General features: G+C 69.8%; 21 protein-coding genes. 7 read left to right on the top strand and 14 right to left on the bottom strand.

The window, feature by feature from the left end; translation table 11 throughout:
- Nucleotides 1-14: 14 nt before the first annotated feature.
- The 14 genes from ACI2L1_RS23610 to ACI2L1_RS23545 form a co-directional block, all read right to left on the bottom strand.
- Nucleotides 15-2,006, bottom strand: coding sequence for a pectinesterase family protein (locus ACI2L1_RS23610; RefSeq protein ID WP_404741327.1), 1,992 nt, complete (start codon nt 2,004-2,006; stop codon nt 15-17).
- 33 nt (nt 2,007-2,039) lie between these two features.
- The gene (locus ACI2L1_RS23605) at nt 2,040-3,581 is read right to left on the bottom strand and encodes a family 43 glycosylhydrolase (protein ID WP_404741437.1); all 1,542 of its coding nucleotides are present in this window, start codon (nt 3,579-3,581) and stop codon (nt 2,040-2,042) included.
- 44 nt (nt 3,582-3,625) lie between these two features.
- A complete protein-coding gene (locus ACI2L1_RS23600; RefSeq protein WP_404741326.1) occupies nt 3,626-4,471 on the bottom strand; it encodes a PmoA family protein in 846 nt (281 codons plus the stop codon).
- Nucleotides 4,468-5,625: a Gfo/Idh/MocA family protein gene (locus tag ACI2L1_RS23595; protein WP_404741325.1), complete on the bottom strand. Its 1,158-nt coding sequence runs from the start codon at nt 5,623-5,625 to the stop codon at nt 4,468-4,470. The genes ACI2L1_RS23600 and ACI2L1_RS23595 overlap by 4 nt, the downstream gene beginning before the upstream one ends.
- Nucleotides 5,622-6,905: a polysaccharide lyase family 1 protein gene (locus ACI2L1_RS23590; protein ID WP_404741324.1), complete on the bottom strand. Its 1,284-nt coding sequence runs from the start codon at nt 6,903-6,905 to the stop codon at nt 5,622-5,624. Before ACI2L1_RS23590 ends, ACI2L1_RS23595 begins: the two co-directional genes overlap by 4 nt.
- 295 nt (nt 6,906-7,200) lie before the next feature.
- Nucleotides 7,201-8,097 (bottom strand): carbohydrate ABC transporter permease, encoded by an 897-nt coding sequence (locus ACI2L1_RS23585; protein ID WP_404741323.1) that lies wholly within the window; start codon nt 8,095-8,097, stop codon nt 7,201-7,203.
- Entirely contained in the window at nt 8,094-9,029 is a 936-nt protein-coding gene (locus tag ACI2L1_RS23580; RefSeq protein WP_404741322.1) for a carbohydrate ABC transporter permease, read from the bottom strand. Before ACI2L1_RS23580 ends, ACI2L1_RS23585 begins: the two co-directional genes overlap by 4 nt.
- A gap of 151 nt (nt 9,030-9,180) precedes the next feature.
- Nucleotides 9,181-10,911, bottom strand: a complete 1,731-nt coding sequence (gene araD, locus ACI2L1_RS23575; RefSeq protein ID WP_404741321.1) for an L-arabinonate dehydratase — start codon at nt 10,909-10,911, stop codon at nt 9,181-9,183.
- On the bottom strand, nt 10,908-11,819 hold the full coding sequence (locus tag ACI2L1_RS23570; protein ID WP_404741320.1) for a dihydrodipicolinate synthase family protein: 912 nt from the start codon (nt 11,817-11,819) through the stop codon (nt 10,908-10,910). Before ACI2L1_RS23570 ends, araD begins: the two co-directional genes overlap by 4 nt.
- Complete coding sequence (locus ACI2L1_RS23565) at nt 11,816-12,472, bottom strand: GntR family transcriptional regulator (protein WP_404741319.1); 657 nt, start codon at nt 12,470-12,472, stop codon at nt 11,816-11,818. Before ACI2L1_RS23565 ends, ACI2L1_RS23570 begins: the two co-directional genes overlap by 4 nt.
- A gap of 160 nt (nt 12,473-12,632) precedes the next feature.
- On the bottom strand, nt 12,633-13,388 hold the full coding sequence (locus tag ACI2L1_RS23560) for an MBL fold metallo-hydrolase (protein WP_404741318.1): 756 nt from the start codon (nt 13,386-13,388) through the stop codon (nt 12,633-12,635).
- A gap of 94 nt (nt 13,389-13,482) precedes the next feature.
- Entirely contained in the window at nt 13,483-14,067 is a 585-nt protein-coding gene (locus ACI2L1_RS23555; RefSeq protein WP_404741317.1) for a TIGR03086 family metal-binding protein, read from the bottom strand.
- Between the two features lie 154 nt (nt 14,068-14,221).
- Nucleotides 14,222-15,391, bottom strand: coding sequence for a hypothetical protein (locus tag ACI2L1_RS23550; RefSeq protein WP_404741316.1), 1,170 nt, complete (start codon nt 15,389-15,391; stop codon nt 14,222-14,224).
- A complete protein-coding gene (locus tag ACI2L1_RS23545) occupies nt 15,388-16,332 on the bottom strand; it encodes a 5-dehydro-4-deoxyglucarate dehydratase (protein WP_404741315.1) in 945 nt (314 codons plus the stop codon). Before ACI2L1_RS23545 ends, ACI2L1_RS23550 begins: the two co-directional genes overlap by 4 nt.
- 153 nt (nt 16,333-16,485) lie before the next feature.
- On the opposite strand from ACI2L1_RS23545, the gene ACI2L1_RS23540 reads away from it, so the two are divergent.
- The 7 genes from ACI2L1_RS23540 to ACI2L1_RS23510 all read left to right on the top strand — a co-directional run bounded on the left by ACI2L1_RS23540 (nt 16,486) and on the right by ACI2L1_RS23510 (nt 23,870).
- The gene (locus ACI2L1_RS23540; protein WP_404741314.1) at nt 16,486-17,295 is read left to right on the top strand and encodes an NAD-dependent epimerase/dehydratase family protein; all 810 of its coding nucleotides are present in this window, start codon (nt 16,486-16,488) and stop codon (nt 17,293-17,295) included.
- 307 nt (nt 17,296-17,602) lie between these two features.
- The gene (locus ACI2L1_RS23535; protein WP_404741313.1) at nt 17,603-18,370 is read left to right on the top strand and encodes a DeoR/GlpR family DNA-binding transcription regulator; all 768 of its coding nucleotides are present in this window, start codon (nt 17,603-17,605) and stop codon (nt 18,368-18,370) included.
- A gap of 78 nt (nt 18,371-18,448) precedes the next feature.
- Nucleotides 18,449-19,825, top strand: a complete 1,377-nt coding sequence (locus tag ACI2L1_RS23530; protein WP_404741312.1) for an ABC transporter substrate-binding protein — start codon at nt 18,449-18,451, stop codon at nt 19,823-19,825.
- Entirely contained in the window at nt 19,822-20,760 is a 939-nt protein-coding gene (locus ACI2L1_RS23525) for a carbohydrate ABC transporter permease (RefSeq protein WP_404741311.1), read from the top strand. The genes ACI2L1_RS23530 and ACI2L1_RS23525 overlap by 4 nt, the downstream gene beginning before the upstream one ends.
- The gene (locus tag ACI2L1_RS23520; protein WP_404741310.1) at nt 20,757-21,596 is read left to right on the top strand and encodes a carbohydrate ABC transporter permease; all 840 of its coding nucleotides are present in this window, start codon (nt 20,757-20,759) and stop codon (nt 21,594-21,596) included. The genes ACI2L1_RS23525 and ACI2L1_RS23520 overlap by 4 nt, the downstream gene beginning before the upstream one ends.
- Nucleotides 21,593-22,582 carry a zinc-dependent alcohol dehydrogenase family protein gene (locus tag ACI2L1_RS23515; RefSeq protein ID WP_404741309.1) on the top strand — a complete coding sequence of 330 codons (990 nt, stop codon included), beginning with the start codon at nt 21,593-21,595 and terminating at the stop codon, nt 22,580-22,582. The genes ACI2L1_RS23520 and ACI2L1_RS23515 overlap by 4 nt, the downstream gene beginning before the upstream one ends.
- A gap of 64 nt (nt 22,583-22,646) precedes the next feature.
- Nucleotides 22,647-23,870, top strand: a complete 1,224-nt coding sequence (locus tag ACI2L1_RS23510; protein WP_404741436.1) for a TerD family protein — start codon at nt 22,647-22,649, stop codon at nt 23,868-23,870.
- Nucleotides 23,871-24,028 lie beyond the last annotated feature (158 nt).

Below are 24,028 nucleotides of genomic sequence, written 5' to 3'. Positions count from 1 at the left end.
GTTGTGGGGGGAAGTCAGTGGTGGGCGCTCGGTGCCCAACCGTCCGTGCCCTTGAGGTAGTTCGCGACGGTGTACGACCTCGCGTCGGCGGCGCTCAGCTGCGGCCGGTCCGCGCTCGGGGCCGCGCCGGGACCGGAGTTGCGGTACTCGGCGAACCGGGCGTCCTTCCACGAGAAGCCGCTCATGTCGGTCCACGGCGAGGACTTCACCGCGGTCGGCAGCTCGGTGTCCCGGATCAACACCTGGGCCACGGCGGCGGGTTCACCACCGGGGTGCCACGGCCGACCCAGGTGGAAGGACTGGCCCGGCGCGTCGCTCACCACCTTCGACCGGGTGATCAGAAAGCCGTGGGGGTTTCCCGTCCAGGTCGAAGCGGCCGTCATATAGCCGTTGTTGGTGGTGGAACCCCGGCTCAGCAGCCGGATCACGGACCGCTCGACGACGGTGGTGGCCCGGCCGTAGAGGAAGTCGACGTCGCCCTCGATGTACGAGTCGCGGATGTAGACCCGGCTGATCACGTCCAGCTTGGGGCTGTCGGTCATCAGGGTGTCCTGGTTGCCCAGGAAGGCGGTGTCCTCGAAGACGATCCGGTCGCCGGTCGTCTTCATGGCCAGGGCCTGTTCGCCGTTCAGCTCGACCGCGGCCTCGTCGAAGTCGTTGCTGAAGGTGAGGTGGCGGGCGGTGACGTCGTTCGCGGCGATCCGGACCGTCGCGCTGCCCGTCGAACCGCCGTACTCGGCAGGCGTGTCGAAGACGATGACGGTGTCGGACCGGTCGTGTCCGGTCCCCTGCAGCACGATGTTCGGCTTGGTCGCGGGGATGAAGACCTTGGCGCGATACGTGCCCGGCGCGACGGCGATCGTCACCGGCACGGCGTTCCCGTCGGGCACGGCGTCCACGGCGGCCTGCACGGTCGGGTAGTCACCGGGGACGTGCAGGGTCACGCCGATCCGCTTCTGCGGCCCCGAGAACCGGGACACCAGCGCGGGCACGGCGGCGGCCGGGTCCAGCCGGTAGTCGTAGAACTCATGGGGATCGAATGCCGTACCCCACGCGTCGGTTCGCCCGGTCGTGTTCTTCAGGATCGATCCGCGCTGCACCAACTCGGCGGTGGCATCGGCCTGGTAGGGATGCTGGACACCGTCGTAGTAGCTGTTCTCGATGACCATCCTGGTCTTGCCGCGCGCCCAGTTCCCGTACGTCCACACCGGATCGCCGTCAGCGACCTGCGAGGACAGATAGTTGTTGTAGAGGTGGGCGTAGGCGAGGTTGTCCGCCGAGGGGTTGCGCTGCTTGGTGCCGTGGAACCAGTTGTGGTCGATCGTCATCTCGGTCAGGACATTGGTGGTCCAGCCGATCCCGAACGCCTTGTTGTGGTTGGTGAACCGGTTGTAGGAGACGGTGATGTACCGGCTGTCCTTGCGGATGTCGAGCAGCCCGTCGCCCATGTGCGTGAAGGTGTTGTGGTCGATCCACACGTGGTCGGCCGTGTCCATCTGGATGGCGTCGAAGTCGGTCGTCTTGCCGTCCCAGTCCCCCTCGACGTACGAGTCCCGGATCGTCAGATTGCGGATGATCACGTTGTGCGTACCGGGGTTGAGATGCAGCTCGCCGTGGACGATCTCGCCGGTGTCGCCGACACCGATGATCGTCTTGTTCGAGCCGACCACGATGTCCGAGCCGAACGGCTCGACGGCTATCGCCCCCGAGACCCGGATGACGTACGGCTCCTCGGCGGCCGCATAAGCGGCCAGCGAGGCCTGGTCGGTGACGGTGACGACCTTGCCGCCGGCCCCTCCGGTGGTGCCGCCGGCAAGGGAGGCGTAGCCGTGCGGCCGGTCGTCGAAGCGGTCCACGGAGGCCGCCGCCCCGGAGACCGGCGCCACGGAGGCCTTCGCCTCTCCGGCCGCCCCGAGGCCCAATGCGGCCACGAGGCCGAGCACGGCGGCCACGACTCTGCCGTATCCCGGCTTCTGCAAGCGCTTGCTATGAAGGTGCTGCGTCATTGCGGCTCCCAACAGGCTTACGGGTTCGGTGCGTTACAGGTGGTCGATCCTGAAGTGCGAGAAGGTTGCCGCGCCGGCGTGTCCTCCTCCGACGGGCGCGAGGGCGAACAGGCCGAGCAGTGCGCCGACCCAGCGCCAGGGGGTGGCGGCGAAGACGGGTCCTGAGGGGCGCGGGCCCTCGCCGAGGTCGTAGAAGAACCGGCACCGCGCGCCCGCGCCGATCTCGATCCGCAGCCGTGCCCGTCCGCCGTCCGCTTCGGGCACGGGGTGCGGATGGTCGGCGTCCCGTTCCCGCTCCGCGACCCCCTCGGCGAACCGGTGCACGAGGTGGATATTCCCGTCGGCGCCGCGCTGGAGCCCGATCCAGCTGAAGGCGTCACCCAGGACGGCGAGCCCGGCGCGGGCCCCCGGTTCCTCGCTGTGCAGTTGAAGCTCCACCTCGACTGCCGATGGCGTGCCGGGCAGCCGCTGGGTGAGCACGTTCGGCAGTTTGCGCAGGTCGTGCGCGTCGGCCGAGCGGACGCAGGTGAGCCGGAGGCCGTCGCCGGAGTGGTGGGTGGCCCAGCCGTGCTGCGGGTTGGCGGTCCACTGCCACTGACGGCCGAAGCGTCCGCCGGGGAAGTCGTCGTCGGTGGCGGGTGCCGCGTCCGGCTGCGGCGGCAGAGCGGGCTTCGCGTGTACGGCGACGGGGGCGCCCGTGTCGCCGAGCACCGGCCAGCCGTCGTCGTCCCAGCTCATCGGCTGGAGGTGGACGACCCTGCCGTAAGCGCCCTTCTGCTGGAAGTGCAGGAACCAGTCCTCGCCGGATGGGGTGCGCACCCAGCCGCCCTGGTGGGGGCCGTTGACGTCGGTGTCCTTCTGCTCCAGGACGACCTTCTCCTCGTACGGGCCGAAGAACCCGCGCGAGCGCAAGGCGCCCTGCCAGCCGGTCTCGACTCCCCCCGCGGGGGCGAAGATCCAGAACCAGCCGTCGTGCCGGTAGAGCTTGGGGCCTTCGAGGGTGAACCAGCCCGGTATCCGGTCGCCGTCGACGATCAGCTTGCCCTCGTCGAGGAGCCCGCGCCCGTCGGGGTCCATACGGTGGCCGGTGAGGCGGTTCTTGACGCCGGAGCGGGACTTGGCCCAGGCGTGCACGAGGTAGGCCTCGCCGGTCTCCTCGTCCCACAGGGGACAGGGGTCGATCATTCCCTTGCCCGACTTGAGGAGGTGCGGGCGGGTCCAAGGGCCCCTGATCTCAGGGGCGTTGATCTGGAAGATGCCCTGGTCGGGGTCGCCCCAGAAGATCCAGAAGCGTTCGTCGTGATGGCGCAGGGAAGGCGCCCAGACCCCGCAGTCGTGCCGGGGTCTGGTGAACTCCCCGGCCGGTTCCAGGCGTTCGAGGGCGTGGCCGATGAGCGTCCAGTTGACCAGGTCGCGGGAGTGCAGCAGCGGCAGGCCGGGGACGCGGCCGAAGCTGGAGGCGGTGAGGTAGAAGTCGTCGCCGACGCGGACGACGTCCGGGTCGGACCAGTCGGCGTTCAGGACCGGATTCGTGTACGTCGCTTTCGGGGTCGGGTGAGTGTGGGCCCCTGGCAGGGACGGGTGGGTCTGTGTCCCTGCCAGGGCCGGGTGAGTGTGTGTCACTGGCTGACCGCCTTCCGCACCAGGGCCGCCACTTCGAGCTTGGGCAGACGGCCGTCCGCGACGACGGTGACGATCCGCCGTACGACGGTCTCGCCGGGCGGGATCGGCAGCCTTGAGTCGTGGGCGAGCGAGGAGCCCACGCCCGGGTACTCGTCGGCGCGCACGAACCACGGGTCGCGGCGGGTCTGGTCGGTGGCTCCGGCGAAGACGAGCGTCCAAGTGGCGCCGACGAGGGCGACCCAGTCGGCGCGGGTGCCGTGGATCGCGGCCTCGCCCTCGCGGTCGGCGGTGAAGACGTCCGGCGCGTCCTGTTCTTTCCGGGCCCGCCAGAAGAAGCCGCCGTAGGCCGCGCCGGGGCGGCCGTTGGTGGCCGGGCTGCCGATCGAGAGGGCGTCCTGGGTGACGTTGGTGAGCGAGAAGGTGAAGTCCAACGCCCAGGCCGCGCCGGTCAGTTCGGTGGCCGCGACGGTACGGCGCTCACGCAGCAGCTCGGTTCCGGAGGCGACCCAGCGCAGCTCCTCCACGAAGCCGTCGGGGTCGCGGAGTTGGAAGGAGTTGTGGCGCTGGGCGCCGTGATTGTCGAGTTCGGTCGGGCCCTGGTCGCGGACGTAGGTGCGCCCGCCCCAGAAGTTGTGCCCCTCGACGTCGGGAACGGCGACACCGACGCCGAGGTGGTGGATGTGGTCGGCGGGGCTCAGTTCGGTGACCGCCGTGCCGGCCAGGGTGGTGACGGGGTGCAGATAGGGGCGTGGCGAGAGCCGGGCGGGCAGCTCGGGCCGGGTGACATAGCGGCCGACCGGGCGGCCCGCGACACGCAGGACCGGGGAGTCGGGAGTCGTCATGTGCTCACCTCGTGGGGGTTGCTCCAGCCGGCACCCAGCTCGGAGTAGAGGGCGAGAGAGTCGGCGGCGGCCGCGACGAGTCCGTCGATGCCGGGGACGACCCGGCGCTCCTCGTCGCGGAGCAGATGCCAGGCCGTGTCCGGGAGCGGAGCCGGGTCGGGGGCCAGTCGAATCGCTTCAACGACCTTCATGAAGGCGCCGGTCAGGTCCGGGACGACCAGGAGGTCGGCGCCGTCGGTGAGGTGGTCGACCAGGTTCTCCAGCAGGTCGGTGCTGCCGTACTGGTACTCCTCCGGACCGTGGTCGGCCCGCTGGAGCAGCACGCGGTCCTGCTTGTACCAGTAGGTGATCCGGCCGCGGTCGCCGTGCACGACGATGTACGGCTCGTCGGGGTCCTCGGCGCACAGGGTCGCGGCGACGGTGACCGTGAGGCCGGTCGCGGTGGTGACGCGGACGCAGGAGGTGTCGTCGGACTCGATGTCGTTGGCGCGCAGCAGCTCGGTCTCGATGCGGGTGACGTCCTCGGCGCGGCTCGCGTCGCCGAGGGCGAGGGCGGTGGCGACGGCGTGCGCGAGGGGGTTGGTCAGGACGCCGTCGATGACGTCGACACCGTTCATCCGCCGCTTGCCCGCCCAGGGCGCACGCCGGTAGTAGGACTCGGCGCGGGCCCAGGCGCCGGCCCCGCCGATCCCGATCAGGTCACCGATCGCGCCCTCCTCGACCAGCTCGCGGATCGCGGGCACGGCGTGCGAGCCCAGCGACTGGAAGCCGACCTGGCAGGCGACCCCGGCCGCGGCGACGCCGTCGGCCATGCGGCGGAACTCGGCATAGGAGGGGGCGGGGGGCTTCTCAAGGAGGATGTGCACCCCTCGCGAGGCCGCCGTGAGCGCCAGGTCCGTGTGGGTCGGGATCGGTGTGCAGATCACCGCGATCCGGGCGCCCGTGGAATCGAGGAGCGCGCCGAAGTCGGCGGACTGCTCGGGCATGCCTTCGGGCCTGGCGAGGCCCTCGGGGAGCTCGTCCGCGGTCAGCGGGGTCAGCTCGCAGATCCCCGCCAGTCGTACGATCCCTTTGTCCTGCAGCCGGCGGATGTTCTCCAGGTGCCAGCGGCCGTGGCCGCGCGCGCCCGCCAGGACGATGTCTACGGTGCTCATGGGATCCTCCCTGCGCCCGCGCCGCGCGCCACCTCTCGGTCGGCCGCCTCGGCGCTGTCGATCTTTGTGTGCAGGGTAGGCGTCCAGCCGACGTCCGCCGTGAGATCACGCTCGCTGCCCGAGTTGTAGGCGTTGTAGATGGCGAGGAGATCCACCGGATAGCCGTCGAAGAGGGTGCCGGTCTGGTGGAGCGCGCTGCCGTTCCAGCTCTTGACCAGGTCGGCGACCTCGATGTGGCCGGGGGTGTGGAAGGCGTTGTTCTCGGCGTAGACGCCGGACTCGGTGGAGACGCCGAGGGAGTAGCGGTAATCGTCGTCCGGTACGACGTACCGGTTGTTGTAGACGTGCACCTGTCCGAAGCGGACGCGGGGCGCGCGCTGTACGACGGACTCGAACTCGTTGTGGTGCAGGGTGACCCGGAGCTTGCCGCGGTCGCCGGTGGCCGAGTCGCTGCTGCCGATGAGCATCGCCTTGTCGTGGTCGGCGAACCGGCTCCAGGAGACGGTGACCAGGTCGGAGGCGTTGGTGATGTCCAGCAGTCCGTCGTGGCGGAGGTAGTTGCGGGCGAAGTAGGTGGGCTCGGCGGAGTCGGGGTGGCCCTTGTCGCTCAGGGTCACGTGGTCGACCCACACATGGGTGGCACCGGTCAGCCAGATGTTGTCATACGCCGTCTTCCAGTCGCCGAGGCCGCCGGTGTTGGGCTGCCAGACGGGGAAGCAGTCGTAGGCGTCGCGGCTGTCGAGGTTGCGGATGATGACGTTGGTGGCGTTCCTGACCTGGAGGCTCGCGCCCTTCAGGACGGCTCCCTTGAGCCCGACGATCGTGGTGTTGGACCCGACGGGCAGTTCGACCCGCTCGGCCTGCTTCTTGGCGGAGGCCTGGCGGGCCTCCTCCTGCGGGCCGCTGGGCTTGACGGAGCCCCAGGTGCGGGGGTCGTAGGCTGCCAGGTACTTCTTCAGGGAGTAGCCGTCGGTGGCGTAGTCGGCGCAGTCCAGGTGGTCGCCGTCCTCGTCGGTGTTGGCGTCGACGGTCCCGGCGATCCTGATGATCTTCGGGGTGGCGCTGCCGCCGTCGAGGGCCCGGACCAGCTCGGCGCGGCTGGTGACGGTGTAGACGTGGTCCGCGTCGGCGGCGGAGCCTCCAGTGGTGCCTTCACCCTCGGCGGCCCAGCCGTCGTTCGCGGGCAGGGTGTCACGGCTGATGTCCCGGGACTCGGCGTGGGCGGGGAGACTGAGCAGCGCCAACATGGCTGCCAGGACGGTGATCTGACGGATCCTCATATGTTCACCACCGGGTGCTCCGAGGGAAGTGCCGCGAGATGTCGTAGATTCGCCGCGGCGCCGTCGTGGCTGAGCGCGCAGTTCCCCGCGCCCCTCGGGGCGCAGCCGAAACACGACCGACCCCGCTCAGCAGCCACCCCCGCACGACTGGGCACTTTGCAGGAAGTGTCACCGGACGTCACCGGTCCACCGCGGCGCCGTCGTGGCTGAGCGCGCAGTTCCCCGCGCCCCTTCGGGACGCCGGCGAACCGCGGGTCGCCAGTCATCGCTCCTCCCTCACTCGTCCGACGGAGTCTCATCCCTTCACCGCCCCAGCGCTGAAGCCCGTGATCAGCCACTTCTGGATGAAGGCGAACACGATCACCACGGGAACCGCCGCGATGATGCCGCCGGCGGCGAGTGCGCCGAGGTCGACGCTGTCCGCGCTCATCAGGGTGTTGAGGCCGACCGGGATCGTCTGCTTGTCCTGGTTGTTGAGGAACATCAGGGCGAAGAGGAAGTGGTTCCAGGAGTGCACGAAGGCGAAGGAGCCGACGGCGATCAGACCGGGCCGCAGGAGAGGCAGGACGACGATCCTGAAGGCCGTCAGGCGGTTGCAGCCGTCGACCCAGGCCGCCTCCTCCAGGGAGTACGGCACGTTCTTGATGAAGTTGCTGATCAGGATCATCGACAGCGGCAGCTGGAACACCGTCTCGGCGATGATGACACTGCCCAGCGAGTTGATCATCTTCAGCTCGGCGAAGATCTCGAACAGCGGCACCAGGAGCAGCGCGCCCGGCACGAACTGGGAGCACAGCAGAGCCAGCATGAACGCGTTCTTGACCTTGAAGTCGAACCGGGCGAGGGCGTAGCCGCCGGCCAGGGCGACGAGCGTCGTCATCACCAGGGTGGCGAGACCGACGTACACGCTGTTCTCGAAGTACGTGCCGAACGACCGCTCCGTCCACACCTTCTCGAAGTGGTCGAAGGTGATCGGCCAGGGCACGAGCGAGGTCGAGCCGGCCGGGCGCAGTGCGAAGAGCAGGATCCAGTAGAAGGGGATCAGCGTGAAGACGAGGTAGATGGACAGCGGCGTGTAGATCTGCCAGCGGGGGACCTCGTCCCAGGAACGGCGGTGCTTCACCGGACGGGTCGGTTCAGGAGTCTCCCGCACCGGAGCGGACGCGACTTGCGTGGCCTCCTTGGTGATCACTTGGCCTCCCTTCCGAACTTGCTCAGCCGCAGGTAGACCATCGAGCAGAAGAGCAGGATCACGAACGCGACCGTGGTCAGGGCGGACGCGTAGCCGAAGTTGTGAGCGTCGACGCTGGTGTTGGCGATGTAGAGCGGGAGAGTCGTGGTCTCTCCGGCCGGGCCGCCGCCGGTCAGCGTGTAGAGCAGGTCCACGTTGTTGAACTCCCACACCGCGCGCAGCAGCGTGGACAGGATGATCGCGTCCTTGAGGTGCGGCAGCGTGATGTGCCAGAACTGCTTGAAGCGGCTGGCCCCGTCGACCTCGGCGGCCTCGTACAGGTCCTTCGAGACGGACTGGAGGTCGGCGAGGATGAGGATCGCGAAGAAGGGGACACCGCGCCACAGGTCGGCGACGATCGCCGCCGAGAAGACGGTGGAGGTGTCCGACAGCCAGCTGGTGCCGTAGGAGCCGATGCCCATGTCGGCGAGGTAACGGGTGATGCCCGTCTGGGAGTTGTAGAGCAGCACCCAGATCGCGGAGGTCAGCACGCCGGAGACGGCCCACGGGGAGAAGACGAGCGCACGGCCCATCGCCCGGCCCACGAAGGTCTGGTTGACGATCAACGCGAGCGCCAGGCCGAACAGCAGCTGGAGTCCGACCTCGACGAGGACCCACTTGGCGCTGAAGGTCAGCGTGTCCCAGAACTGCGGGTCCTTGGTGAAGATCTGGACGAAGTTGTCGAAGCCCGCGTAGCCGTTCCGCCATGGCTTGGTGGGGTTGTAGTTCTGGAGGCTGTAGTAGAAGACGCTGATCACCGGGTAGGCGATGAAGCCCAGCATCAGCAGGGCCGCCGGCGCGATCAGCAGGTACGGCAGCCTGCGCGGCGTGGCGGAGGCACGGCGCCGCCGGGGTGGCGCGGGCGGTTTCGCCACGGCTGCGGCTTGGGCCATGACAGGGTCTCCGTTCTCGGTACGGTCGTACGGGAAGCGCTTTCTCGATGTGCAGCGGTTCGCGATACGGGGTGCCTGTTGCGGTGTTTGCGGCGGCTGCAGGTTCGTTGTGGTCTGTCGCGCAGTTCCCCGCGCCCCTAGGGAAGACCGGTCAACCGGCGTAGGGGTCTGGGGCCTTGCCTTGCCTGGCCAGGAACTCGAAGTCGCAGCCGGTGTCGGCCTGGGTGATCTGGTCGTTGTAGAGGGCGCCGTAGCCACGTTCGTAGCGGGTGGGCGGCGGGGTCCACTCCGCCCTGCGGCGCTCCAACTCCTCATCGTTCACGTTGAGTTGGAGGGTGCGGGCCTCGACGTCCAGGGTGATCGAGTCCCCGGACCGCACAAGGGCCAGCGGGCCGCCTACGTACGACTCGGGCGCCACGTGCAGCGCGCACGCGCCGTAACTCGTGCCGCTCATCCGGGCGTCGGAGATGCGGACCATGTCCCGCACGCCCTGCTTGAGCAGATGGTCCGGGATCGGCAGCATCCCGTACTCGGGCATACCCGGGCCGCCCTTGGGGCCGGAGTTGCGCAGCACCAGCACACTGTCGGCGGTGATGTCCAACGCCGGGTCGTTGATGGTGCGTTGCATGGTCCTGTAGTCGTCGAAGACGACCGCGGTGCCGGTGTGCTTGAGCAGGTGCGGCTCGGCGGAGATGTGCTTGATGACCGCGCCGTCCGGGCAGAGGTTGCCGCGCAGGACGGCGACCCCGCCCTCGGCGGCGACCGGGTTCTCGCGGGTGCGGATGACGTCGTCGTTGTGCACGACGGCCCCCTCGATCTGCTCGCCCAGGGTGCCGTTGACGGTCGGCCGGTCCAGGTGCAGCAGGTCGGTGATCCGCGAGAGGAAGGCGGGCAGGCCGCCGGCGAAGTGGAAGTCCTCCATGAGGTACGTCTGTCCACCGGGCCGTACGTTCGCCAGCACCGGCACGGTACGCGCGATGCGGTCGAAGTCGTCGAGGGTGAGCTTGATCCCGGCGCGGCCCGCCATCGCGATCAGGTGGATGACCGCGTTGGTGGAGCCGCCGAGCCCGAGGGCCGTGGTGACGGCGTCCTCGAAGGCCTCCTGGGTGAGGATCTCGGACGGCTTGAGCCCGGTCCAGGCGAGCTCCACGGCACGGCGCCCGGAGGCGGCGGCCATGCGCTCGTGCGCGGAGTCCACGGCCGGGATCGAGGAGGCGCCCGGCAGGGTCATGCCAAGGGATTCCGCCACCGCGGTCATCGTGGACGCGGTCCCCATGGTCATGCAGTGACCGGGCGAACGCGCCAACCCGCCCTGGAGCTCACGGAGTTCACAGTCCGTCAGGTTGCCCGCGCGATGCTCGTCCCAGTACTTCCACATGTCGGTGCCGGACCCGAGGGTCTCCCCGCGCCAGTGGCCCGGCAGCATCGGCCCCGCGGGCACGAAGATCGAGGTGACATCGGCCGAGGCCGCGCCCATGAGCAGCGCCGGTGTCGACTTGTCGCAGCCGCCGAGCAGCACCGCCGCGTCGATCGGATACGACCGCAGCAGTTCCTCCGTCTCCATCGCGAGGAGATTGCGGTAGAGCATCGGGGTGGGCTTCTGGTACGTCTCCGAGAGGGTGGAGACCGGGAATTCGAGCGGGAAGCCCCCGGCCTGCCACACCCCCCGCTTGACCGCCTCGGCGCGCTCACGCAGATGGACGTGGCAGGGGTTGATGTCGGACCAGGTGTTGAGGACGGCGATCACCGGGCGGCCCCGGTACTCCTCCGCCTCGTAACCCAGCTGTCTCATACGGGCGTTGTGCGACCAGGTGCGCAACTGGCCTTCGGTGCCGTACCACTGATGACTTCTCAGCTCTTCAGGACGTTTCCTGTCGGTCATATCGACCACCCCGCGGCTATCGCGGCGACCTCGGCGCGCTCGTCCTCGGGCAGGTGCCGGCTCGGCGGTCGGACCTCGCGGCGGCACAGACCGAGGGAGGCGAGGGCCTCCTTGACGATGGTGACGTTGTTGGCGGAGCCGTTCGCCGCGCGGAGTTCCTCGAAGCGGCGGATCTGCTCCCAGACCTTCATGGCGGCCGGGTAGTCACCGGTTCGAAGCGCCTCGATCATGTTCAGCGAAACGGCGGGTGCGACGTTCACGAGCCCCGAGGTGAAGCCGGTGGCGCCCGCCGAGAAGTACGAGGGGGCGTAGGGCTCGGCGAGTCCGGCCACCCACACGAACCGCTCCAGTCCCGCGTCCCGTGCGAAGGCGGCGAATTTGGCCGCGTCCGGGACGGCGTACTTCACGCCGATCACGTTCGGGCAGGCGTCGGCGAGTTCGGCGAGGCGGTCACCACTGAGCTGGGCGTTGCGGATGTACGGCACGACGCCCAGCTCCGGGACGGCCGAGGCGATCGCACGGTGGTAGTCGACCCAGCCGGCCTGCGAGACATACGGGTGGACGGGCTGGTGGACCATGACCATCCCCGCGCCGAGCTCACGGGCGTGGCGGGCGGAGGCGACGGCGGTGGGGACGTCGTGTCCGACGCCGACCAGGATGTCCGCCCGGTCGCCCGTCTCGTCGACGGTCAACTCCGTGACGAGACGCCGCTCTTCGGGGGTGAGGGCGTAGAACTCGCCGGTGTTCCCGTTGGGGGTGAGGGTGGTGATCCCTCCGTCGAGCAGCCGACGCAGCAGGGCCCGGTGGGCGTCCTGGTCGACGGTGCCGTCCTCGGCGAACGGGGTCACCGGGATCGCCACCACGTCGGCCAGGGCCTCCCGCTGGGCCAGATACGTCTCGCTGCTCATTCCTGACCTTCCTGGTCCGTCGATCCGGGGAACGCTCGCTCGACGAAGGACCCGATGTGGGCGTGCAGGGCGCGGGCCGCGCCGTCCGCGTCGCCCTCCAGGGCCAGCCGCAGGATCTCCCGGTGCTCGCCGGCCTCCCGCTCCCAGGAGGGCGAGGCCGCCCAGGCGACGGCGGAGACCAGGGCCGCCTGGTCGCGGACCTCGTCGAGCATCCGGCCGAGCAGCGGATTGCCGCAGGGCAGGTAGAGAGCGCGGTGGAACTCCCGGTTGGCGAGGGAGCGTTCGGCGGTGTCGGTGGCGTCGTCGGCCCTGGTCAGTGCGTCCCGCGCGGCATCCAGTGAGGCCCCTCGCTTCACGGCCCGCTTCAGCGCCTCGGGTTCGAGGAGCAGCCGGACGTCGTAGACCTCGCGCGCCATGTCCGCGTCCACCATGCGCACCGTGACGCCCTTGTACTGGTTCATCACGACGAGCCCGGTCCCGGCCAGGGTCTTGAGCGCCTCGCGCACCGGGGTCTTGGACACCCCGAACTGTGCGGCGAGTTCGGTCTCCACCAGGGCCTGACCAGGCGTCAGACGCCCGGTGAGGATGCGGCGTTTGATCTCCTCCAGCACGTACTGCGTGCGGGAGGGGATCGGCGTGGGCACAGAGGTCATGCGCGCCTCTCGGATCTCGCGTATCGGATCTTGCGTATCTGATCTCGCGTATCGCGTCTCATATATGACATACGAAGTACGACGCGTTGAAGGTAGGAGGGGCGTGATGTTTCGTCAATGCTTCTGGCAAAGGAAGTCGACGTTGCGGTGAAGACGGGGGTCAGACGAGCCGGGTGGCACCCTCGAACGCCGTACTGGTGCGCCCGGCGAAGGCGACGGCCGCCCGGGCGGTGGCCACGTCCCTGGTGAGCGTGGGTCCGACATGGGTGACGATCAGCTCGCGCACCCCGGCCTTGCGGGCGATGTCACCGGCGTCCTCGGGCGTGAGATGGACCTGTTCGCCTTCGTGATGCCTGTCGATGTCCGCCTCGCACAAAAACACATCGGATTCGGCGGCGAGTTCGACCAGGGCGGCACAGGGGCCGCTGTCCCCGGAGTACGCGAAGACGCGTCCCGCGCACTCGGCCCGCAGCCCGTACGCCTCGGTGTCGTGCCGGACGGCGCGGGAGGCGAGCCGGAGGTTCCAGTGCCGGACCTCGTGGCCGTCGTACAGGGGCTGGAAGTCGAGGACACCGCTGAGGAAGCGTACGTCGGCCCGCCCGAAGAACCCGGCGAGCCGATGGGCGGCACCCGGCGGGGCGTACACCGGGATCGGGGCGGGCGGGGTGAGGCCGCCGTACGCGAAGGCGTAGACGGCGGACAGCAGATCGGCACTGTGGTCGGCGTGCAGATGGGAGATCCAGATCGCCGTGAGCCGGGAGGGGTTCGTGTGCCGCTGCAACTCCGCGAAGGTTCCGGGCCCCGCGTCCACCCACACCTCGGCGCCCCCGCCGCGCAGCAGATAGCCGGAGCAGGGGCGGCCCGGTTCCGGGTGCGGGGAGGCGGTACCGAGGACCGTGAGGCTGAGGGGCGGCATGGTGGGGAGCGTACGGTCCGGGCCTCCCGGCCGCGGCAGGTTTCCGTTCCTCTACGGCACTCTCGTACGGGCGTCTACGGGTGCCGGACCCCGCTTACGCCGTCCACCCGGGGTTCCGCCCGCTCAGCCCCACCGCCCGGTCCAGCAGCGACGCGTCCGACGGGACCGGGACGATCGGACCGAAGATGGCGCCCCGGCTCGGATCATCGGCCGAGGCCTGGAGGAAGTCGTGCGAGGCCTGGAGCGCGGCGGGGTCCGGGTCGTACGGCCGGCCGGTGGCGCGGGCCAGGTCCCAGCCGTGGATGACCAGTTCGTTCACCGCGACGGCGCCGGCGATCTCGCCGGGCAGGTCCACGCCGCCCGCGCGGGTCATGCCGGTCCAGGCAGCCGGGTCGCGCCAGGCCTCGGCGAGTTCGTCGAGGACCTTGGGGAGCTCCTCGCGCCAGCCGGGGCCGATGTCCGGGACGGAGTCGGTCGGCGGTGTGTCGGTCGCGACGCCGAGATCCTTGCGGGCGGCGTCACGGAAGGCTGCGGTTAGGCCGAGCAGGTGGCCGAGCAGGTTGTGCACCGCGTAGTCCGGGCACGGTGTGGCATTGCCCAGCTGATCGTCGGTGACCGCGTCGGCCAGCCGGGCGATGGCGCGGGTCTGCGGTCCGAGGTCCAGGGTCGGGACGGTCATTCGATGCTCCTCGTGGTTCCCGGGCAACGGTTCCCGGTGTCGTGAGGGGTAGACCGTCCACGGCCCGAGAACTCATCGCTCGCACCGTCTCACGCGGTGCCCGCTACCCCGAGGGCGGCCGCGTGGCGGGGCTCGATACGACCGTCCCGCTGTTTCAGAGGCCGGCGAGCCCCTCGCGGATCGCGGACAGGTCGTCGTCCGACGCCAACCCCGCGTGATACAGCCGGACTTCGGTCGCCCCGAGCTCCCGCGCCGCCGCCACGTCCGCAGCGAGCGTGGCCGGGCTGCCGCCCATCGCCGAGATCACGGGGAAGTTGGCGGCGATCACCGCGTCCTTCCGGGTCTGGGCAAAGGGCGTGAGGAGGCCCGGTCCGCCCGCGCAGGGCACGACCACACCGTCCGCGACGGACAGGACGTGCTCGGGGTCGACTCCCGGGTTGGCACCGACGTGGTAGGTCACGGGATCGGCGTGCAGCAGGATCTGGAAGCCCTCGGGAGCGGCCGCGCGCACCGCCCGGACAGCCGTCTCCTGGAGCGTGCGGGCGGTCTCGTCACGCCACGCGCGCGTGGCCGCCGCCTTCGAGGCACCGAGCAGCTTCTCGACCCCAGGCCAGCCCTCGTCGCCGACGGCACCCTGCCACAGCGGCTCCAGAGCCGTACGCACGGCCACCGCCAGCTCGTCGGGATCGACGCCCTGTTCGCCGTATCCCTCCCGGCAGGTCGCGCAGAAGCACAGCGCCATGAGGTACATCCCGGCGTCGCCGAGCGGGACCCCGCCGGTCTTGTCGTGGGCGTGCAGATGCTGGAGGCCGTACCAGCCGAGTGACTCCAGTTCGGTTCCGGCCGCGCCCGGGCGTACGGCCGCCTCGACGGCGAGGTCGACGAGGTACGCGCGCGTGGCGGGCTGTGCGATGCACGGGGCCCACGGGTAGCGGTCGCCGTAGGCATTGACGACGGAGGCGCTCGGGTGCTCGGCGCCCAGGCGGGAGTTGTGCGCGAGAACGACCCAGGTGTGGACTTCCAGGCCGGCCCGGGTGAGTTCCGACGAGGCCTCACCGAAGGCGTCGCCGGGGGCCCAGTCGCCGGCCGCGTACGGGCGCAGTGCACGGCCTGCCCAGCGGCCGTCCGTCGGGGACGTGGGGTACAGGACCGACGCGTGCTCGGCGGTGACGATGCGGTGGTGAGGGTGACGGGGGGTAAGCGCACGCGTGGAGTGGTACGCGGCGGCGAGGGTCGCCTGCCGCACGCCGAGACCCGCGATGCGGGCCGCGGCCTCCGGGTCCCCGTTGACGTCCCAGGGGTAGACGAACGTCGACGCCTTCACTGTGCCTCCTCCAGCAGCGCGTACCCGCGCTCGATGATCTCCGTGAGCTGCTTCACATGATCCTCGCCCGGCTCGTGCAGCGGGGGCCGGACCTCCCCCACGTCGAGCCCGCGCAACCGTACGCCCGCCTTGACCAGCGCGACGGCGTAGCCGCGGCCACGCGCGCGTAGTTCGACGAAGGGACGGTAGAAGCCGTCGAGCAGCCGCTCGGCGGTGGCCCGGTCGCCGTCGATGAGCGCGCGGTGGAAGGCGAGGGCGATCTCGGGGGCGAAGCAGAAGACGGCCGAGGAGTACAGGGGGACGCCGATGGCCTGGTAGGCGAGCTGGGTCTGCTCGGCGGTCGGCAGTCCGTTGAAGTAGAGGAAGTCACCGGGGCCCTCGGTGCGTACGGCGCTGACGATCCGCTGCATCAGATCGAGGTCGCCGAGGCCGTCCTTGAGGCCGATGATCCCCTCGGTGCGGGCCAGCTCGACGGCGGTCTCCGGGGTGAAGACGGCGTTGTCGCGCTGGTAGACGATCACCGGGAGCGCGGTCGCGGCGGCCACCTCGCGGTAGTGCCGCAGCAGCCCCTCCTGCCCGGCGACGACGAGGTACGGCGGCATGGCGAGCAGTCCGTCGGCCCCGGCCGTCTCCGCGAGCCGCGCGTACCGCACGGCGAGCGCGGTGCCGTATCCGGCGCCCGCGACCACCGGGACGCGCCCCGCCGTCTCCTCGACGGCCGCCCGGACGCAGACCTCGAACTCCTCGGGCGTGAGCGCGTGGAACTCCCCGGTGCCACAGCACGCGAACACGGCGGCGGCGCCCATGTCCACGCCTCGGCGTATGTGCGCGCGATACACAGCGAGGTCGACGGATCCGTCCGGGCCATAGGCGGTGACGGGAAAGAACAGCGGCCCGCTGGGGATGCCGAGTCGATGGGCGAGGTCGGCGGACGACGTCACAGGCTCTCCCTAGAATGGCATGCAGAATACTGATCAGAGTTTACATTTCTGAACGCGCACCGCGCCACCCTTGACGAAGCCGAGACCCAATCCCTAACTTGTCCACGAATGTGAATACCGTGCGCTCATGAGGCCGTTCAAGGAGACCCGAGGATGTCCGCTCCCCGCACCGTCCTGCTCACCGGCGCCGCAGGCGGCCTGGGCACCCTGATGCGGGACCTCCTGCCCGCGTACGGCTACGAGCTGCGTCTGCTCGATCTGCGGCCCATCGAGGGCGAGCCGGACGCGGTGATTGCCGACCTCGCCGACAAGGACGCGGTGCGCGAGGCCGTGCGGGGCGTCGACGCGATCATCCACCTCGCGGGCATCTCCCTGGAAGCCCCCTTCGAGAAGATCCTCAGGGCGAACATCGAGGGCACCTACAACCTGTACGAGGCCGCGCACACGGAGGGCGTCGGGCGGATCGTCTTCGCCTCCTCCAACCACGCGGTCGGCTACACCCCCCGCCCCCAGGGCGACGACCCCCTGATCCCCATCGACACCCCGCGCCGCCCGGACACCTTCTACGGCCTGTCCAAGTCCTTCGGCGAGGACCTCGCGCAGTTCTACTGGGACAAGCACGGCCTGGAGACCGTCTCGGTGCGCATCGGCTCCTGCTTCCCCGAGCCGACCAGCGTGCGCATGCTCTCGCTGTGGATGAGCCCGCCCGACGGCGCCCGTCTCTTCCACGCGGCCCTGACCGCCGAGGAGGTCGGCCACACCGTGGTCCACGGCTCCTCCGCCAACACCCGCCTGTGGTGGGACCTGAGCACCGCGCGGGCCCTCGGCTACGACCCTCAGGACGACTCCGAACCGTTCGCGGAAAAGCTGATCGCCGAGCAGGGCGAACTCCAGGACGGCAACGAGGGTCACGCCTACCTGGGCGGCCAGTTCGTGACGGACCCGCCGATCTGGCCGTACTGAAGCCTCATCGTGAGGGCGGGCGGGCACCGAACGGGCCCGCAGCAGCCATATCCGGGCAGGGCCGTCGGTCCTGGGTGCAGGCGCGACAGCGCCACCCCCGGGGGCGCGGGGAACTGCGCGACCAGCCACAACGAACCCGCGGCCGCCACACGACGGCACCACCCGACCTCATGAGGCACACCCCGCCCGAACGGGCACACACGGACAGGATCCCTCCCGCAACAGACCTGGTCACCACCCCGCACCCGCTGTACAACTTCCTGCATACGGCCCGAACGGGCAGCACGACAGGAGGGCGGGTGACCGAATGACCGGAACCGCGGAAGAACGCCAGCGGGAAATCGTGCGTGCCGCCCGCACCACAGGCGCCGTCGACGTCAACAACCTCGCCACCCAACTCGGCGTGGCCAAGGAAACCGTGCGCCGAGACCTCCGCGCCCTGGAGGACCACGGCCTGGTCCGCCGCACACACGGCGGGGCCTATCCCGTGGAGAGCGCCGGATTCGAGACGACCCTCGCCTTCCGGGCCACCAGTCACGTACCCGAGAAGCGCCGGGTCGCTGCCGCCGCGGCCGAACTGCTCGGGGACGCCGAGACGGTCTTCGTCGACGAGGGCTTCACCCCGCAGCTCATCGCCGAGGCCCTGCCCAGGGACCGGCCGCTGACCGTGGTCACCGCGTCCCTGCCGGTCGCCGGCGCCCTCGCCGAGGCCGAGAACACCTCCGTGCTGCTGCTCGGCGGCCGGGTCCGCCCCGGCACCCTCGCCACCGTCGACCACTGGACGACGAAGATGCTGGCCGGTTTCGTCCTCGACCTGGCCTACATCGGCGCCAACGGCATCTCCCGCGAACACGGCCTCACCACCCCCGACCCCGCGGTCAGCGAGGTCAAGGCGCAGGCGATCCGGGCCGCGCGCCGCACGGTGTTCGCGGGCGTCCACACCAAGTTCGGCGCGGTCAGCTTCTGCCGGTTCGCGGAGATCGGCGCACTGGAGGCGATCGTGACAAGCACCCTGCTCCCGTCGGCCGAGGCCCATCGCTATTCCCTGCTGGGGCCGCAGGTCATCCGCGTCTGAAAATCCAACTCACTCCCCATTGCGGCCCCTCGACCTTTGGCATGCCCTTTAACTCCCCCTATGTCCCAGGAGCGATCCATGCGAACCCAGAGCCGACGACGGCCACCGCGAGCCACGCTCGCCATGGCCGCCGCAGGGACGCTGCTCGCCGCCCCGCTGCTCTCCGGCTGCTGGGTCGGAGCGGGCGGGGCCGGATCGGGCGGCGATTCCATCAACGTCCTGATGGTCAACAACCCCCAGATGACCGAGCTGCAGAAGCTGACCAAGGCCCACTTCACCAAGGAGACCGGGATCAAGGTCAACTTCACCGTCCTGCCCGAGAACGACGTCCGCGACAAGATCAGCCAGGACTTCGCCAACCAGGCGGGCCAGTACGACGTGGCGACCCTGTCCAACTACGAGATCCCGATCTACGCCCGCAACGGCTGGCTGCGCGACATGGACTCGTACGTGGCCAAGGACCCGTCGTACGACGAACAGGACGTCCTGAAGCCGATGCGCCAGTCTTTGACCGGCGACGACGGCAAGCTCTACGGCCAGCCCTTCTACGGCGAGTCGTCCTTCCTGATGTACCGCAAGGACGTCTTCGCGAAGGAGGGCCTGACGATGCCCGCGCACCCCACCTGGCAGCAGGTGGCCGACCTGGCCGCGAAGGTCGACGGTGCGGAGCCCGGCATGAAGGGCATCTGTCTGCGCGGACTTCCCGGCTGGGGCGAGGTGATGGCCCCGCTCACGACCGTCGTGAACACCTTCGGCGGCACCTGGTTCGACAAGGGCTGGAAGGCCCGGCTCGACTCCCCCGAGTGGGAGAAGGCGGCCAAGTTCTACATCGACCTGATCCGCGAGCACGGCGAGTCCGGCGCCGCCCAGTCCGGCTTCGCCGAGTGCCTCAACAACATGACCCAGGGCAAGGTCGCCATGTGGTACGACGCCACCTCGGCCGCCGGATCGCTGGAGGCTTCCGGCTCCCCGGTCAAGGGCAAGGTGGGCTACGCCCCCGCCCCCGTCGAGAAGACCGAGTCCTCCGGCTGGCTCTACACCTGGGCCTGGGGCATCCAGGACGCCTCCCGCAACCCCGGCAAGGCCTGGCAGTTCGTCTCCTGGGCCTCCAGCAAGCAGTACGAGCAGCTGGTCGGCGACCAGATCGGCTGGTCCAACGTGCCGGCCGGCAAGCGCGCGTCGACGTACACGAACCCGGCGTACGTCAAGGAGGCCGCCGCCTTCCAGGAGATGACCAAGGAGGCCATCGAGGAGGCCCGCCCCAATGATCCGGGGGTGCAGCCGCGCCCCGCGCCGGGCATCCAGTTCGTCGGCATCCCCGAGTTCACCGATCTCGGCACCAGGGTCTCCCAGGAGATCAGCGCGGCCATCGCCGGACGCCAGTCCGTCGAGTCGGCCCTGAAGAAGTCCCAGCAGCTCGCCGAGAAGATCTCCGAGGAGTACGAGGGACGATGACCGCGACAACCACGGCCCCACCGGCCACCCTGTCCGTACGCACCGCGGACCCCTCGAAGGCCCGCCTCCGAGCCTGGGCCACCCGGGCCCCGCTGCTCCCCGCCCTGATCTTCATGATCGTGGTCACCCAACTCCCCTTCGTGGCCACGGTGGTGATCTCGTTCTTCGACTGGAACTCCCTCTATCCCAAGGCCCGTCACTTCACCGGCGTCGACAACTACCAGGAGGTCCTCACCGACGCGGACCTGCGCCACTCGGTGTGGACGACGATCCTGCTGACGGTGACGGTGGTCCTGGTCAGCCTGGTCCTCGGGCTGGTACTGGCCCTGCTCCTCGACCGTCGCTTCAAGGGCCGCGGAGTGGTCCGCACCCTGCTGATCGCCCCCTTCCTGGTGGTCCCGGTGGCAGCGGCCCTTCTCTGGAAACATGTGCTCTACAACCCCGAATACGGCCTGCTCAATGGGTTGCTGCACTATGTGGGCGGCCCACAGCCTGACTGGATCTCCAACACCCCGCTGCTCGCGGTCGAGGCTTCCCTGGTCTGGCAGTGGACCCCGTTCATGATGCTGATCCTGCTGGCCGGCCTGCAGAGCCGCGACCAGCAGCAGATGGAGGCCGCACGGGTGGACGGCGCGAGCGACTGGCAGATGTTCCGCTATCTGACGCTCCCGCACCTGCGCCGCTACCTGGAGCTGGGCGCCCTGCTCGGCTCGATCTACATCGTCCAGAACTTCGACGCGGTCTTCACCATCACCTCGGGGGGCCTCGGCACCGCGAACCTCCCGTACACCGTCTACCAGAGCTTCTACCAGGCCCACGAGAACGGCCTCGCCTCGGCCGCCGGAGTCCTGGTCGTCATCGGCTCGATCATCATCGCGACCTTCGCCCTGCGCGTGGTGTCGTCCCTGTTCCGTGAGGAGGCGGGCCGGGCATGAGCAGCACAATCGCCGTGAAGCGCAAGGGGCTTGGCCTGGGCCTGGTGGCCTGGCTGCTGGGAATCGTGTTCTTTCTCCCGATCGCGTGGATGGCCCTGACGTCCTTCCACTCGGAGACGGACGCGGCCACCAACCCGCCCTCCTTCGGCGCCGCCCTCACCCTGGACGGCTACCGCGAGTTCTTCGGCACGGGCGGCGGCGCGAGCCCCTGGCCGGCCCTCATCAACTCGACGGTCGCGTCGCTGGCGTCGACCCTGTTCGTCCTGATCCTCGCCCTCCCGGCGGCCTACGCGCTCTCCATCCGCCGGGTCAGGAAGTGGACGGACGTCCTGTTCTTCTTCCTGTCGACGAAGATGCTGCCGGTGGTGGCGGGCCTGCTGCCCATCTACCTGTTCGCGAAGAACACCGACATGCTCGACAACATCTGGCTGCTGGTCATCCTCTACACGTCGATGAACCTGCCGATCGCGGTCTGGATGATGCAGTCCTTCCTGGCCGAGGTCCCGGTGGCGGTGATCGAGGCCGCGCGCGTGGACGGCGCCCGCCTTCCGACGATCCTCGCGCGCGTGGTGGCCCCGATCGCCCTGCCCGGCATCGCGGCGACGGCGCTGATCTGTTTCATCTTCAGCTGGAACGAGCTGCTGTTCGCGAGGGTGCTGACCGGTGTCGTGGCCGAGACCGCCCCCGTCTTCCTGACCGGTTTCATCACCAGCCAGGGCCTGTTCCTGGCGAAGGTCTGCGCCGCCTCGCTCGTCATCTCCCTGCCGGTGCTCGCCGCGGGGTTCGCCGCCCAGGACAAGCTGGTCCAGGGCCTGTCGCTTGGAGCCGTGAAATGAAGGCCGCCGTCATCGAGTCCGTGGGCCGTGCCGTCGTCGCCGAGGTCCCGGACCCGACGCCAGGCCCGCGCGAGGTCGTCGTCGAGGTCGCCGCGTGCGGCCTGTGCGGCACCGACCTGCACATCCTCCAGGGCGAGTTCGCCCCCAAGCTGCCGATCGTGCCGGGCCACGAGTTCGCGGGCGCGGTGGTCGGGGTCGGCACCCAGGTCACCGAGCTGGCGGTCGGCGACCGGGTGGCCGTGGACCCGTCCCTGTACTGCTACGAGTGCCAGTACTGCCGTACGGGCCACAACAACCTCTGCGAGCGCTGGGCCGCGATCGGCGTGACGACGGCGGGTGGCGCGGCGCAGTTCGCGGTGGCACCGGTGGCCAATTGCGTACGGCTGCCCGAGCACGTCCGCACCCAGGACGCGGCCCTCGTCGAACCCCTGTCCTGCGCGGTCCGGGGTTACGACGTCCTGCAGTCCCGCCTCGGCGCCCACGTCCTGATCTACGGCTCGGGGACGATGGGCCTGATGATGCTGGAGCTGGCCAAGCGGACCGGCGCGGCGAGCGTGGACGTGGTGGACGTGAACCCGACCCGCCTGGAGACGGCCCGCCGGCTCGGCGTCTCGGCGTCCGCCGCGAACCCGGACGAGCTGGACCGCCCCCAGGGCTGGGACCTCGTGATCGACGCGACGGGCAACGCGGCAGCGATCCAGGACGGCCTGGAGCGGGTGGCCAAGGCGGGCACCTTCCTCCAGTTCGGCGTGGCCGACTACGCGACACGGGTGACGATCGACCCGTACCGCATCTACAACCAGGAGATCACCATCACCGGCTCCATGGCCGTCCTGCACAGCTTCGAACGCGCGGCGGAACTCTTCGCGACCGGGGTCCTGGACCCGGAGATCTTCATCAGCGACCGTCTGCCCCTGGACCGCTACCCGGAGGCGCTGGAGCAGTTCGCGGCGGGGGTGGGTCGGAAGATCGTGGTGGTGCCGTAGAAGACGGCGTGGAAGATTAAGGGAACGGTAAAGCGCCGTCGCTCGTTCACCGGGCATGACAGCTATGACCCCCGGCTCGAACATCCCCCTCCCCGTCGCCCGTGTGACGGTGGACGTCTCCGCACCGGTGCGGCTCGACGTATCGGGCCTGCTGCTCACCGCCGATGGCAAGGTGCGCTCCGACGACGACTTCATCTTCTACAACCAGCCCACGGGACCGGGGGTCACCTACCGGTCGGGCGGCGGTACGGCACCGGACGCGATCAGCGTCGACACCGCCGCCCTGCCCCCGGGCATCGAGAAGATCGTCATCACCGCCAGCCCGGACGCGGCGGGCCAGACCTTCCAGGGCATCGAGCCGACGGCCACGATCCGAGGCGCGGACGACAGCAGCGTGCTGGCCACGTTCACGCCTCCGCAGCTCGGCACCGAGACGGCCCTGGTGGTCGTGGAGATCTATCTGCGCAACGGCGCCTGGAAGGCCCGGGCGGTGGGGCAGGGATACGCCAACGGGCTGGCCGGGATCGCGACGGACTTCGGCGTGTCGGTGGAGGAACCGGCCCCTGCCCCCGTGGCCCCGCCGCAGCCGGTGACTCCGCCGCCCGCGCCGACCATGCAGACCCCGGTGGCGCCGCCCGCCCCGGCCATGGACCCGCGGCTCGCCCCGCCGCCGGCACCCGCCGCTCCGCCCGCTCCCGCGCCGGGCGCAGGGAAGATCAACCTCGACAAGGGGCGGGTCAGCCTCCAGAAGAACCAGACCGTGTCCCTGGTCAAGGGCGGCCGTCCCCTCCTCTCCCAGGTCAAGATGGGGCTCGGCTGGGAGCCGGCGTTCCGCGGCAAGGACATCGACCTCGACGCGTCCGTCATCGCCTACGGTCCGCAGCGCAACCACATCGACAGCTGCTACTTCGGCAAACTGTCCATCGTCGGCGGCGCGATCAAGCACTCCGGGGACAACCTCACGGGTGAGGGGGGCGGCGACGACGAGGTGATCGTCGTCGACCTCGGCCGGCTCCCCCAGGAGGTCACCGGGCTGGTCTTCACGGTCAACTCCTTCTCCGGCCAGAAGTTCACGGAGGTCGCCAAGGCGTACTGCCGCCTCATCGACGCGGCCAGCGGAGAGGAACTGGTCCGCTTCGACCTCACGAACGCGGAGGCGCAGACCGGCGTGATGATGGCGAAGCTGATCAAGCAGTTCTCCGGCGAGTGGGAGATGACGGCTATCGGCGACTTCGTGAAGTCCCGCACGGTGAGGGGGATGGTGAAGCCGGCGGCGCAGGCACTCTGAACAGCGCCGTGTAGTGGTTCGTCTGCGGCTGCGTGGGGGCTGGTCGCGCAGTTCCCCGCGCCCCTAGGTGGGTACAGCCAGGCATGCGTTGACTGCACCCACTCAGGGGCGCGGGGCTGTATCGACATGCGGCTCCGCCGCGTGGGCGCGACCAGCCA

The organism is Streptomyces sp. NPDC019531 (genome assembly GCF_044903305.1).
Taxonomy (GTDB): domain Bacteria; phylum Actinomycetota; class Actinomycetes; order Streptomycetales; family Streptomycetaceae; genus Streptomyces.
This window is presented reverse-complemented; position numbering and strand designations above follow the sequence as displayed.